The 13,939-nt window shown below is 65.7% G+C and carries 7 protein-coding genes; 2 read left to right on the forward strand and 5 right to left on the reverse strand.

Annotation, left to right across the window (positions count from 1 at the left end; all coding sequences use genetic code 11):
* Positions 1-346 precede the first annotated feature (346 nt).
* A complete protein-coding gene (locus E1292_RS45010; RefSeq protein WP_132605926.1) occupies positions 347-1,504 on the forward strand; it encodes a hypothetical protein in 1,158 nt (385 codons plus the stop codon).
* Between the two features lie 438 nt (positions 1,505-1,942).
* Here the strand turns inward: E1292_RS45010 and E1292_RS45015 are convergent, their stop codons facing one another.
* The 4 genes from E1292_RS45015 to E1292_RS45030 are packed head-to-tail and all read right to left on the reverse strand — an operon-like array spanning position 1,943 to position 11,050.
* Positions 1,943-3,178 carry a TIGR02679 domain-containing protein gene (locus E1292_RS45015; RefSeq protein WP_220447379.1) on the reverse strand — a complete coding sequence of 412 codons (1,236 nt, stop codon included), beginning with the start codon at positions 3,176-3,178 and terminating at the stop codon, positions 1,943-1,945.
* The gene (locus E1292_RS45020) at positions 3,175-8,175 is read right to left on the reverse strand and encodes an SbcC/MukB-like Walker B domain-containing protein (protein WP_132605927.1); all 5,001 of its coding nucleotides are present in this window, start codon (positions 8,173-8,175) and stop codon (positions 3,175-3,177) included. Before E1292_RS45020 ends, E1292_RS45015 begins: the two co-directional genes overlap by 4 nt.
* Positions 8,172-9,494, reverse strand: coding sequence for a DUF2398 family protein (locus E1292_RS45025; protein ID WP_132605928.1), 1,323 nt, complete (start codon positions 9,492-9,494; stop codon positions 8,172-8,174). The genes E1292_RS45020 and E1292_RS45025 overlap by 4 nt, the downstream gene beginning before the upstream one ends.
* A complete protein-coding gene (locus E1292_RS45030; RefSeq protein WP_132605929.1) occupies positions 9,491-11,050 on the reverse strand; it encodes a DUF2397 family protein in 1,560 nt (519 codons plus the stop codon). Before E1292_RS45030 ends, E1292_RS45025 begins: the two co-directional genes overlap by 4 nt.
* Before the next feature lie 337 nt (positions 11,051-11,387).
* On the opposite strand from E1292_RS45030, the gene E1292_RS45035 reads away from it, so the two are divergent.
* The gene (locus E1292_RS45035; protein WP_132605930.1) at positions 11,388-12,263 is read left to right on the forward strand and encodes a DUF6907 domain-containing protein; all 876 of its coding nucleotides are present in this window, start codon (positions 11,388-11,390) and stop codon (positions 12,261-12,263) included.
* A 466-nt stretch (positions 12,264-12,729) separates the two neighbouring features.
* Here the strand turns inward: E1292_RS45035 and E1292_RS45040 are convergent, their stop codons facing one another.
* Complete coding sequence (locus E1292_RS45040; RefSeq protein ID WP_165975072.1) at positions 12,730-13,803, reverse strand: tyrosine-type recombinase/integrase; 1,074 nt, start codon at positions 13,801-13,803, stop codon at positions 12,730-12,732.
* Positions 13,804-13,939: the final 136 nt, after the last annotated feature.

Below are 13,939 nucleotides of genomic sequence, written 5' to 3' on the forward strand. Positions count from 1 at the left end.
GAAGAGCTGGAAGATCCTCCGAAAGCTACGCTGCAGCCCGTCCAAGGCCGGCCACCTCTGCAAGGCCATCGCCATCCTTCAAAACCATCGTGTAGCCCAGCAGGCCGCGTGAGGCTGAAATAGGTTCCTTGGACAGATCAGCGCGTACCAGCACCGCAACCAGGCCGAACAAGCCCTACACCCGCCGGTAGACAAGCGACAACAATGCCTGACGATGGTCGCAGCCGCCGCTCTGATCGCGCAGCAAACCCCAGATCGCAGCGCGAAACCATGTTCTCGAGCGGAACAAGCGTTGCAAATCCCAACGATGTAGATCTCTGGTGGCTCAGTTAGTACAATTCCGCCTGTGAACTTGCGGGCGCAGATTGAGCTCATTACCAACCCACAGGACTTTGTCCGGCTGTGTAATGCGGTTCTGCAGGCAGAGCATGGGGACGACTTCCTTCCGATTGATGATGACCGGCCCGATAGGGGAAACGACGGCTTCTTGAAGTCCGAGCGGAGAATGTTTGCCGCACACTGTTTTAAGCGAGCGCAGAACCGCAGCATTGACGCCGAGATCAGGACGAAGATGGCTGGCGACCTGAAGAAGGCGATCCAGCTCAAGCAAGATCGGGCCTGGGATATAAACCGCTGGACCTTCCTTTCGAACTATCCCATGCCGGAACATATCGCCGCCAGTATGGTGCAAGCTGGTAATGCCGCTGGTATTGAAGTCAGTTGGCGAGGGCCGGAGTATTTTGCGGATAGACTTCAGCGATTCAAAGGCCTGCGAGAGCTCTTCCCGAATCTCATGGCTAACGAGGTCGCCGAGAAGCTTGACGATGTCATGAGGCGCTTGGATTCGCTCGCCCCACCGAAGCCGCTGGCAATAAATTGGGTGCCCAGAAACCCGGATGAACAGCGGGCACTGATCGAGCAGATGCCACGCGCCTGGGAATACCTACTCTTCGCCGGTGTGCTCTTGCAAGGGCGTGTCGCTCTAGATCTAAGGTGGCGTGACTATCAGAATGGTTATGGGCGCCGAACGGGCAGGTATCTAGACCGACCGTCATCTCTGGCCCAGCTTGAGGGGGTATTAAATGACGGACTCCTGATAGCGAAAGGACTAAATGCAATCTTTGCGTCCGACATAAACGTCCGCGCCTTTGGGCCGCCGGGATTCGCTGGTGATGTCGGTACCATCGTGCAATTCGCTGGCCGCATAGTCTCCACTTGCGAAGACCTTCTCAATCTTGCAAGTGAGGTCCGAGGAACGGTCTATGCGGACGAGTTTCGTCAGGCCGCGGATATGCTATCGGCAATCCTTGGACAACCCATAGGTCAAACTCTCTTCTTCATGGATCGAGTCATTCGGGAATTTGGAGAGATTCCCGTGTGGCTTGCGATGCCCAACCCGCCGCCGCGGCATATCGAGATCACTTTAGAAATATCTGTAGACGAACGCAGATTGAAGGCGTTCACCAAGGAGGTTGCTCGAGTGCGCAGGCGGTTGAGAATCTAGGTGACCTGGCAAGAGTCTTCGAGTTCGTGGAGATCGCCAGGCATGGCTACGTCGAGGACGAATAGGCATGCTCCGGAGGCGTCGAACACTGGCCGCGGTCCGACCACGACCTGGCCGTCGGCGTGCACCCGCTGCTGTGCCACCGTCGGCGTGCACCCGCTGCTGTGCCACCGTCAGCTCCGCCGCCTGCAGGTCGATGTCCGTCCAGCACAGCCCGCCCGGCTCGCCCCGCTGCAGATGGCGCAGCGCAGCCAACCACCAAGCGGCGTACAGGCGGTTCTGCGCGATGCTGGCCAGGAAGGTCGCGAGCTGTTGTTCGGTCCAGACCGCCACCGTCGGGCGCTCTCCCGATGGCCGCCCGAATGATTTCACTGCGGGTACGAAACTCGTCAACCACAGGTCGGAGCTGTCATGGTTGCTCTTGACGCGGTGCAGCGCTCATGTCGGTTCCGATCTCATGGGCGACTCCTGGTCGGTTAAGATGCGCCGGAGAACGGCGTCGTGTTCCTGAAAGAGGACGTACTCGGGCAGTCCATGTGCTGCTTTTAACGTCGGATCAGTGTGAGGGCCGAGTGGCACCGCGGAGGGTGCCGATCCGACCTCGGCGATGATCTCCGCGTCCATCGCCACGAGTTCGGCGCCGTAGTGCTGAGCAATGTAGTTGGCGACCTGAAAGCCGTCGGCATCGAGGTCACCCGCGTACCGCAGGGCGATGTTCTGGTCGAAGGCGAGCTGGAGGAGGGCGTGATCGACTCCCCGCAGGTGGCCGCTGGTGCAGGCGAGGGGAAGGTCACTGTCCAAGGCCATGGCCGCTTCGAGAACGGATGGATTCTCGACGACGGTCAGGATCTGTTGAGACAGGACGGGTGGGTGCATGACGAGATCAAGCAGGGTTACCGCCACTGGCGTCGTCGCCTCCCGCAGCCGCCGGTCTATAACGCCGTCTCCGACGACCTTGATCCGGTATAGGAGAACTGTGGCTGACAGCCGATCAGCGACGATGCCGGCGTCCGAGAGGAGGGCGCGGACGAGATCGGGCCGGATGGGTTCTGGCTGCCCGGTGAATTCGGCGACGGCCGAGACCAGTCGTGCGCCGTTGGGGGTGTTCAGGTCGAAGTAGTGGGGGTCGCCAGCACTGTCGTGGGCCAGTTTGGGCAGGCTGACGGGAGGTTGGGCGGGAAGTTTCTTAATGACTTCGGCAAGGGCGGTGATCAGCCGGCGGAGTGCGGGTTCGTCGTCGCCGACCCCGGCTGAGCGCATGCGGGCGACCAAGCGTGGTAGGCGGGGGAGCTGTTCGGTGGCGTACGCCCAGAGGTCCTGGCGCAGCGCGGCCGCGTCCCTGCGGGCGGCGGCTCGGTTCACGATCTGCTTGCCGGTGGCTTTCTCGGTGAGTGGGATCAGCTCGTGTGGAGAGATTTCGAGCACCGACAGCAGTTCCCGGATGGGGACGTGTGCGGTTGTGCCGGTCATGGGGATCGCCGATCGGCTGCGGCGGCGTCGGGTGGTGGTGTCCAACCAGGACCTTAGTTCGGCGATCGCGGACGGCGGGAGATCGCGCACCCTGAGCGTAGCGATGGCGTTGGCTTCTTCTCCCGAGCACAGGCGGTCGTGGAGGGCGGCCCACAGCGGGGCGAAGTCGGGATCGTGCACGATCAGGTCGAGGCCGTGGCTCATGATGGGCTGTTCAGCTCTAGGGTGAGGGGTTGCGGATCTCCGTGTCCTTCCCACAGCCAGGGGACAGTGATGCGTTGCCGTCCGGCGGCGATGACCTCGTGGATCATGGTGCGGCCGGATTCTCGTTTGATCATTGGGGATATGGACGGCGTTGTGGCCAGGACGTCGAAGTTCCATGATCGAAGCAGTCCGAGAATCTGGCGGAGGTTCGGCTCGTCGAAGGCGGCGTCGATCTCGTCGATCGACAGCAGTCGGGGCCCGCGATAAGTGTCGCCGGAGTACATTGACCAGGCGGCGGCCAGAAGCGGCAACATGGTGGCGAGCCGGCGCTCCCCGGTAGACAGTGATTCCAACGGGTTGGAGCGGGAGGAGACCTTCCGGAACGCCTCACTGCTGCCGTCGCCGAAAGAAGAGTGGGTGACGGAGATGTCCCACTCATGCCAGGCACGATAGTCGAAGGTGTGCGCGACACGGTCAGGCCACGGTTCGCCGACCGTTTCGTCCATCCGCTGCCGCAGGACCGTGTACATCTGCTCGAAGGTGGCCTCGGAGGGAGGCTGGGTGATGAGTCTGATCATATGCTGGGCGTCCTCGTCCTTGCGGACATCCCAGTCGACCTGCACGCCGACGTTGGCCACCCCGGTGCGGACCTCCCGCAGGGTTGCCCGGATCTGCCGGACCAGCTCGCGTGCGGCATCTCGGCGCACCTGGATGTCGCGGCGCAGTTTGGTGAACATGCCGGTCTTCATGGTCTGTTTGACATCGTCACGCAGGTCTTCTTCGAGCTGGGCGATGCTCCCGTGCAGGGCTTGAAGTGCGAGATCTAGGTCGTCGCCCCGGGTGGCGTTCGGGTCGGCGATGATGGCCCGTCGCCATTCGGTGTCCTCCACGGTGACGAGGACGACCTGGCGGTTGAAGCGGGCGAGGGCGGCGCTGGCGGTGCGGACGCTGTTCTCCAGCGCGACGAGTGCCCGGTTGCGGTTCTGAGTGAGGGCGTTCAGGCGTTCGGGGCCCGAGGGTTTGCCGGCGAGCAAGCGGTAGGCCCAGGTGAGGCCGGTGGTCAGGTTCGCGGGTCGGCCCCCTTCGTCGGCCGGCATATCGTCCGGCAGCGTGGCGAGGCGTTCGTCGACCAGGCGGCCGAGCAGACGTAGAGCATGGTCTCGGCGACGTTCGGCCTCGGCGCGATGAGGTTCGATACCTTCCAGGGTGGAGCGAGCCCGCACGGCGTCCACCTCAGCGGTCTGCCGTTCGGTAAGCAGCGTTTCTACCGCGTCCTTGGCTTGCTGAAGCCGGTCGGCCAGATCCTGACGTTCCTCGAGCAACTCCTGGTATTCGGTGCCGTACAGCGTGCGGATCTTCGCGACGTGCGCGACTGCTTTCGTCGCCGCTAGCCCCGCTTTCATGGCGGCCTCGGTGGCCTTGGCGGCGGCGGTCTGCTGAGCGGCGGCATTGCGGGCATCTCGCTGGGCGAGCTGGATCAGCTCACCGCAGCGCCGGGCGGCGGCGGAGCAGCCGTCGATGACACGGGTCAGGGATGAGACCGCCTCAAGATGATCGTCGAGCGTGTCCCGTGAGGTGGGCAAGAGGGAACCGTCGGGCAGAGCCGCCGCCTGGTTCAGCGTGCGGAGTCCCTTTTTGACGGCGTCAGTGGCTTGTGTGTGTCGTTCGCAGGCGTCAATGACGGCGGCGCGCGCTCCGATCAGGGTGACGTCGGCACGATCTTCGGCCTGGTGTGCCTCTACCACGGTGGCCAGCGACACGTGGGGGAAGGCTGACCGTTCAGCATCGGCCTCCTCCTGCGCACGGGCAGCCTCCGCATGCACGGTATCGCTGTCGGCCGCGATCTGGGCGAGTTCGGCCGCTTCCATCTCCGCTTCGGTGGCCCGGGTATTCGCCGCGAGAGCGCTTTGCTCGGCATGGTGCATGTCTTGCCGCACCGCGGCCAGTCGTGCGGAGCGCTGAGCGGATTTGGCCTCCAGACCGGCCAGGATTTCGGCAAGCGTTCGGTCGGCTTGAGTGGTGCGGCGGGTGGCCGCCTGCTCGGCGCCGGCGAGGGCTGCGGTGAGCTCGTCGAGCTGATGGCGGGCGGCGCTGAGAGGACCGTCCGGTGGGATGCCGTCCCGCTCCTCGGCGGCGGCTTCCGCGTCCCGTTTCCGTGCGGTCAGCTCATCTTGGGCCTCGGCGAAGTCGCCCTCGAGCCGCGCCAGCTCCTCCTCCAGATCGCTGACGCGCTGACGGCGGGCGCGCTCGCGAGCCGTCCGCCCAATGTAGGCCGCGCGATAGCCGGATGGGCAGGAGGCGGTAAGCACGCCATGGGTCAGCGTGTCGGGGACTTGGCTGGTTTCGTGCGCGTCGACCGGAATGGTACGCAGCACGTGCGTGATCTGGCCGACCGACAGGTCAGGGTGGCTTTCGGGACGGAGTAGGTCAGCGAGTGTTCGTCCCGCGGCCGGTGCCCGTGCGGTGATGACGAGGTCTCCAGCCGCCAACCGGCCATCAGGAGTGATCAGAGCGTCGAGGAGGCCGGACACCAGCAGCGCGCCCTCCAGCCGGTCGGCATCGTGCGGCGTCAGATGATAGGCGAAGTCGACCAGGGCCCACAGCGGGACGCCGTCATCAGGATGCCGGCTCCGCCACACAGGCCCGGGTGGAACAGGGGCTGCCTGCCGAGCCTGTGCCAGGTCGGTCTCGACGATGTCCATGTGATCAGCGATCTGCTGCACCTGGTTGTGAGCAGCAGACACCCGATCGTGAAGAACAGGGACCGCGTGGGCATACGCGTTGTGCGCCGCCAAGCGGATCGCAGTGGGATCCAGTGCGTCGAGCTGCGCGGACGAGATGTGTGCCGCAGGGCTGGGCAGGGCAATCGTTCCCGGGTCGAGGAACACCAGAGAACTCCGCCAGCGGTGCGCTTTGGTGAGCCAGTCGCCTGCGGCCACGACGACAGCGGCCGCACCATCGGAACGGCGCTGCCGAGCAGCAGCCACCTCGGCTTCAGCAGCGGCCCGTTCTGCTGCGTGATCTTCGTACGCCTGCGAGCATTCTTGCTCGTCCACCACGGACTCGGCCTCGATCTCGGCACCGACCTCTTGAAGCCGTGCAGCGGCCTTCTCCACGCGGATGAACTCGGCTCTGTGTGAGGCCCCGGCGTCGGCTGCGACCTTGGCGGCCTGGCTGGCCAGTGCCGCATCGGTCGTGGCACGTTCGCGGTGCCCCGCCACATCTATACGGTCGCGAGTCCTGGAAGCGGCCAGCTCCAGCCACTCGCTCACCTTGCCGGGTGACAAGCGCCCATCTGCCGACATGGGATCGGGAGCACTGAGCTCCTGGGGCGGGGGCTCGAGGTGGCGGAGAGTCGCAGACCAGACGGTGAGCTCGTCGGTGAACGCGGATTCGGCCTGCCGGCCAGCTCCCGAGGCATCCTCGACTGCCCCGTGGGCCTTGTCCTCTTCCTCCTCCGCACGGCGCCTGATCTCGGCCCTTGCCTGCTCGGTGTGCTGCGCCTCGCTGTGCTTATGGAGTGCGTCTTGAACTCGGCGAATCTGCCGGACACGGGCCTCGACCCACGCGAGCGGCGTCCCGCAGAGCTGCGGCAGATCCAACGAAGGAGCCGAAGCCGTCGGCTCGCCAACTGCAAGATTATGGAGGGCAACCAAGAGCCGGTCGAAAGCCGATTCCGCGCCCACCGCGGACGAATCGCGCCGTAGCTGGTCGGCGAGGTCGTTAAGGTGACGCTGCGCGTCCGAGGCGGAATCGGCTGACTCCTGAGCCTGGTAGGCGGCGTCGGATGCGCTGTTCGTGGCCTGCTCTGCTCGTACGTCCGCCTCACTCGCCGCCAAGGTGAACTCGTCGGCTCTTTCCTGCAGGAGTGACAGCTCCGCACCGGCGTGTTCGCTGAGAACCTGGTCGGCGGCTCCGAGCTCGCCCTCCAGCCGAGAAACCGCAGTGCGAGTCGCTTTCAACCCGATCTCGGCCGAGGCTCTGGCGCTCTCCGCCTCCTTCAGCTGCTCGGTCGCCTCCCTGGCGCGTCGCGTCTGGTCGTCGTAGGCGTTGTTGGCCGATGACAGCTCAGCTGCCTGAAGCTGGCTGACGGCGTTGAGATAGCGGCCGTAAAGGCGGTGCGCGTCCTTCAGGAGGCCTGCTTCGCTGCGGGCACGATCGAGCTGGTTCTCAAGTTCGGCAATGCGTTCCATCGCCTCGGCGATGAGCTTGAGCTGATCGGGTTCGAGGGCGGGCAGGGCGTCGGTGAGGACCTCACGCATCTTCACCGGCGAGATCGCTTCGGCCGTACGGACGCTACGCAGGCTCCGAAGCACACCGATGAGCGCCTCGAACTGAACCTCGTCCAGAGGGGCGAACAGCCGGGTCCGGACGGCCTGCCGGTAACCGCGCTCGTCGCCGACGGATTGCAGATGTGCCGTCGCCTGCGGGCGCAAGGCCGACGACAAGGTGAACAGCTCTCCGTGGAGCGTGGCGAGTTGTTCCGCCAGGTCGGCGATCCTGATCGCCTCGTGATCGCGCTGCAGGATCAGATCACGGCCAACCTGGCCAGGCACGATGAAGAACGCACGTTGCAGTTCGCTGACGGTCGATCGCAGCCACAGACCGGTCGTCAAGTACGACGTCTGACCGCTCACGCTGTCGCGCAGGCCGTACTCCAGCCACCACGCCCCCGTCCGGTCCTCGCGCTCGTTCCGATCGGTGTGCCTGCTGGTGAGAGTCCCGCTTGCCTTACCCGAAACCGACAGAGCCGTCTGGGAGGTTTCGGCGTCGAGCAACAGGGTGATCAGCATGGACGCGGTCAAGGATTTTCCCGAGCCGTTGGGACCGGCCAGGGCAAGCCATCCATCGGCGAACAGCAGCGTCTCGTCGGACCATGCCCAGGAGTTGACCATGCCGGCCCGCGTGGGCTGCCACCGGTCATCGGCGCCCGGGACTCCGAGCGTCGCTATGTTGCCCGCGGCGAGCAGGTGTGCTGGATGCTCGGTCTTCGTCATGACGGGATTCCTGGAATTTCGGCGGTGAGAGGAAGGGGATCCTGAGCGAGCCCGGCATCGGATGGTTCGCCCGGAGTCTTGGTGGTGGCACTGGGGCGGACTCGTACTCGCCACAGGTGAATTCCAGGGGTTGGGTGCCAGATACCGGGGTCTTCTCGGTCCTCGCGGAGCAGCCCCACTGCGACCAGTTCAGCGGCCGCAGCGCGGGCGAGGGCGGACAGCCGCCCGGAATAGGCCGCAGCCCACCGCGGCAGTTTTTCACGAGCCTTCTCCAGCACGCCCAGCACTTCACTGACGGGCAGCGGCGCCATGGGATCCTCGCGGTGGGGGAGAGCCGCAAGCAGCGCGAGGGCGGCCTGCCGCTCGGTGCGGCGACCGTTCGGGAACGAGGTGCCGGTTCCGACTCCCGTTGGGTCGGTGACCTGCCACCAGTCCCGCCTGACCGCGGCTGCGTAACCGAGGGACCCGATGACATTCAGGGCGCGTTCCCGGCCCGACAAAGTGTGCAGGTACGGCGAACCCTCGGTCTGATCGTCGCCGGGATCGGTCGCCGGGTCATCGACGAGCCGGCGCATCATTCGCAACCTGCGATCCTCCAAGCTCGGCGGCGTACCCGCATCGGTGACGTCCTCCCGATCCAGCAGCGATCGCGCCGACAGGGCGGCGACATGCCGCTCGGGCGGGAGCGCGTCCAAGCCGAGCAACACCGGGGACAGAGAGGAGAACTTGGCGGCCAAGCGATCCCGGGCCGCGGTGACCACCAGATCACTGTCCTCATCGTCCACGGCATGGTCGAGGTCGGCGTCCACCGTGATCGTTCCTTCAGCCACCAGCAGCTTGAGCGCATCCACAAGGTGCTGCCGGTTCCGCCGTGCCGCCTGCTTGCCGACACCGTCCGGAGCCACGACCTGGAACTCGGGGAGCGTGCCCTGCCGCGCCTCCGATGCGCAGACGTGCGCGATCGCCTGAAGCAGTTCCCGCAGGCTCATCCGGGAGCGTCGCCAGAGCTGCTCGCACACCAGCGCGACGCATACGAGCACGTCTTTGGGCGCCAAGGGGCCATCGCCGCGTCCACGCTCCAACCGTGGTCCTCGATCGGCGGGAACGTCCACACGTCGCTTGTGGAGACGGACCAGTTCGGCCACCTCCAAGACCTCCAAAGTCCAACCGAACTGGTGCCGGAAGAACGCGGTCAGATCATGGCGCCCCTTGACGGCAGCCCGGTAGTACTCGGGATCGCACTCGGCACGAAGCCGCCCGGTCAGGGCCAGGGTCCGAGCGGCCTCACACAGATCGGCGTCGAGATAGAGTCCGCTCATGCGACCATTCCGTCCTGCTCGCCCGCCGGACGGAACGCTCCAGCCGCGGTGCCGGATTCGATGGAGGTGACACGCACTCTCAGATCCGGACCCGTCAACCGTCCATCGGCCAGTTCGACCGTCACAGTGCGGCCGGCGACACCTGGCCGCACCTCGACCAGGACATTCGCGCCGTCAACAGGCACCACTCCACGACCTTCCCTGGGGTTGAACTGTGCGAGCGCGATCTCGATCGCCCGCAGCAGCACGGCGGCGGTCTCCGAATCCAGACCCGCGAAATGATCCAGCCCTACCTCTCCATCCGTGACCAGGAACGCGGCCAGACGGCGTCGCCGGGTGGCTTCGGCGGCGGCTTCGGTCACCGCGGCCGCGCGCGCCGCCGACGTGTCGGCCACCTTGCGCGGGCGCCCGCTGGCGCGCCCTTGCCGCTCGTGCTCGCGCAGCGTCACTTCGACTCGATACGGGGAGTCGCCTGCGGCCGCTGCGGTGCCGTGGGCCACATCCTCCTCCAGGCCCCCTGCCATTGCGTGCCATGCCGGCCAGTCGCCGAAGGCCGCCGCGAAGACACGCCTGGCCTCCTCGTCGCTCGGCTGCCTGAACAGACTCCGCGCGAGCACATGGAAGTCCAGCCCGAGATCCGAGCCCCGGCGGCGCGCCGAATAGCGGCGCTCGATGGCCACCAGCAACGTGTACACTGCCCCGGTCGCAGAGGAGATCAGCCGGTGAACGGTGCCGTCCGGCGCGAACCAAGCCTCCAAATCCGATATCCAGCGCACCCGCTCCTCGACCCAGTACTGCTGGTCACGAACATCGATCAGTCCTGCGTGTGCGACGGCCGCCTCGACGATCCGCCGATGCCCTGCGCCGCGCAGGTCGAGCAGCGCTATTTCCACTCGCCGCAAGGCGCGCCCGTATTCGCGCGGGAACTGTCGCAGAGCCTCGATCACCCGGTCCCGGTTGTCGCCGAACAGTTCGTCGTCGGTCACGTCCGACTGCACCATCTGCGCCAACGCGGTGTAGAAATCGGCGGTGACCCGCTGCAGCTCCTCAATTCGAGTCCGCACGTCGTCCAGATCCATGGGCAGGATGCCACTCTGATCTATCAAATGATCGATGAGTTTGCGAATGGTCAACTCGACGCTGTCAAGCAGCCTGCTCGGAAGTTGGAGCGCCCGCCGCGTATCGACCACAGCCGCCCGGACCGCGGCCACGATGCCGCGTCCCTTGCGTGTCAGCGCCCAGGCCTCCCGTCGGACGATCAGGCCCTGGTAGTTGCGCACGGGGGCCGTGTAGTCGCGAAACGGCTCGGCGAACCCCCACTTGGCGAGGTGATCCAGCGTCTCCCGCAACTCCGGCTCCGGCAGCGGATCGTGAAATCCGACGCTGCGCACCTGCGCCGTGATTTCCTCCAGGCTCGACATGGGCCCTCGAGTCGACAGCTCTTCGAGAGCGGCCAAAAGCGCCGTGTACCGTTCCCGCGCCAGATCGTCGGGCAGGGCGAACACCGTCCAGTCAGCAGGCAGAACCGCTTGCCACCATCGTCGGGGCTGCTCCACGTCCACCTCCTAAGGACCACCGTGATCCCGAGCCTCACCAGCAAAGTGTGACTAATAGGTGTGACAATTTTCCGAAGATTCCGCGAGATCGTTTCATTCTGCGCCATCCGCCTTGATACGGGCCAGCCGAAATATCTATGAGTTGAAGCTCTAATGCACTTGCACTTCTGGCCCCTTCAATACCTTCGTCTCATGCGGCGAACCGCTCACTGACCTCACGGCAGTACCGTCAGCCCCTTTACCGACTTGCGTATCTGGCGTATGACTGTTTTGAGAGCGTGCAACGCACCCGCGCTCAGACAGGTGACTGCCTCAGAACGAAAGGTGCGTGACCCCGATGAGTATCAACGTCGACACCAGCACGGCCGCCGATGTGGAAGTCCCTCAGGTCGGCTCAGTCCCGGCTCAGCGCCAACCCGTCGATGCGGAGGTGGCCCAAAGCTCGTCCATCGCCGACAAGCACAGCGACCCGGATGGCCCACGTCAGTCCCTGACCCCGGCCCAGCTCGAAGGTCGCGCATGCATTCGATGTGGGAGAGAAGACCGGTATCTAGCACCTGCAGGCACTCTGCTCGACATCAAGGTGGTCGAGTGCGACGCACATCAGGATGAACGCCGCCTCGCTGCCAGCCCAGCCGAATGGCTCGCAGTGAGCCCCTGCCCGGCTTGGTGCCGAGACGAACACAGCGGCTCCGACCATCCGGAGGACCGGCAGCACGGCAGCCTGTACTTGAACACTGCCCTGCAGACGATGCCGTACATCAATTACAGGCATGGGGACAAGCCCGCGTACAAGCCGACCAGCATCATGACGGATCTGGTGCAGCACTATCGCGAAGCCGAGCCGCGCATCTGCTTCGGAGACACCGGAGATCACGCCACCTACTACATGACCCTCGACGAGGCGCAGGAGATCGCCCTTCACCTTCTCGTGCTCGTCTCGGCGGGACGCAACCGATCCGCGGTTCCGGAACCACCGTCGGTCATCAGCGAGAGGCCAGGCTGCCGACCATGGTGCACCCACCACTGGCCAGAGGATGTGTGTGACAGCGGCGCCATCGAAGGGGCATGGCTTACCCACGATGGTGATGATGCACAAATCTGGTTCCACGAATACGGCGACAACGGGACGGCGCTGCACGACGCCGAGCGGCTCGCATCCGCGATCGTGCGCCTCGCTGTCCTAGCCCGAGGCAGGGCAGCGAGCGCATAGGACACCGCCCGTGCCCCATGGCGCCGGCTACCTAGTTCGGGTCGGTGGTGGAAGGGAGCGCTCTCCCGGGCAGGCCGGTTGCGGTCTGCCCGTGGGGGAATCCGCACGGTGTCGGGGTGTTGGAGCACGCCCGAGCACAGCGGCCGTTGCACAGTGTAGTGCTGGCGTAGTTTGGGGCACGGTATTTATCCTGCGGCCCAGAATGCGATGATCAATCAGCGATCCACCGTGCTCGGTGCGTGCTCGAACGCCCCGTCGCGCGGCGTCAGGGCCCGGCACCGCCTGATACGCAATGCGCGCGGAGGCGGTACGAACTACCCTCAAATGGCACCCCGCGACATCAGAGGATCCTTCTAATCCGACGGTCGCAGGTTCGAATCCTGCAGGGCGCGCTTCTCCACCTGGGCAAACTCAGGCTACGCCCGTGCGCTGGGACGGCATGGGGCAAATGTGGGGCAAAGCTGAGTCAGCCGCCCAGCGGCCGCCCCAGCGCGGACGCGGCGTTCAGCACCAGCCTGGCCGTTTCCCTGGCGGCTTGGTGGGCCACCTCCGGTAGCACCGAGACGTAGGTGTCGGCGGTGAGCACAATGCTGGCGTGCCCGAGCATGGCCTGCACCACCTTCAGATCGGTGCGCGCGGCCAGCGCCAGCGTGGCGGCGCCGTGTCGCAGGTCGTGCAGCCGGATGGGCGGTTGTCCGGAGGTCGTCACCAGTCGGCGGAACGGACCGGTGAGGTAGTCCGGCCGCAGCGGCTCGCCGTCCGCGGTGGTGAACACGTACCCGGAGTCCTGCCAGCGTGTGGCCGCCCTCGCGCTCAGCTCCTTTTGGCGCTCGCGGTGCCGGGTCAGCACCCGCACAGTCTCCGCGTCCAGGGCCACCACCCGGCAGCTGGCGGTGCACTTCGGCGGCCCGATCACGACGTGACCATCGGCGTGCACCCGCTGTTGTGTCACCGTCAGCTCCGCGGCCTGCAGGTCGGCGTCCGTCCAGCGTAGCCCGGCCAGCTCACCGCGGCGCAATCCGCGTAGCGCGGCCAGCCACCAGTAGGCGTACAGGCGGTCCTGCGCGACGCCGGTCAGGAAGGCCGCGAGCTGTTGTTCGGTCCAGACCGCCACCGCCGGACGTTCACCCGTTTGCTGCCACCGGGCCGTCCGCCCGGCGGTCCAGACGACCGGATGCGGTCGCCGGGGATGGGAGAGTTCGGCTCCGTTGGCCGGATTGACCGGGATCAGCCGGGCGCGCACCGCCGCGTTCAGCGCGGTCCGCAAGGTGGCGTGGATCCGCACCACGGTAGCGGGTGACAGCTGGCGGCCGGTTGGCGAGGGACGGGACGCGAGCGCCGCGAGCAGTCCGTTGACATCGCGGGAGGTGAGTTGGTGGAGCAGGATCCTTCCCAACTGCGGGATGAGGTAGAGACGGATGTGTGTGGCGTAGCCTTGCCGGGTCGACGGACGTAGGGCGTCCTTGGTGGCCAGCCAGCGTCCCAGCCACTGCCCGAGCGTGCATCCGGCCCCTGCGCCATCGTGGTCGGCAGCGGCCAAGGCACGGCCTGTCAACGGCCATGAAGATCCCCAGGTAGGTGGACTTGGGTTCTCTCAACTGGTGGCCATCAGAAATCCATACTGATGGCCGGGGTGGTCCTGATGGGTGGTCAGGTCAATGGGGTGACGCCCTTGC

It is taken from the genome of Nonomuraea deserti (assembly GCF_004348685.1).
GTDB lineage: Bacteria > Actinomycetota > Actinomycetes > Streptosporangiales > Streptosporangiaceae > Nonomuraea > Nonomuraea deserti.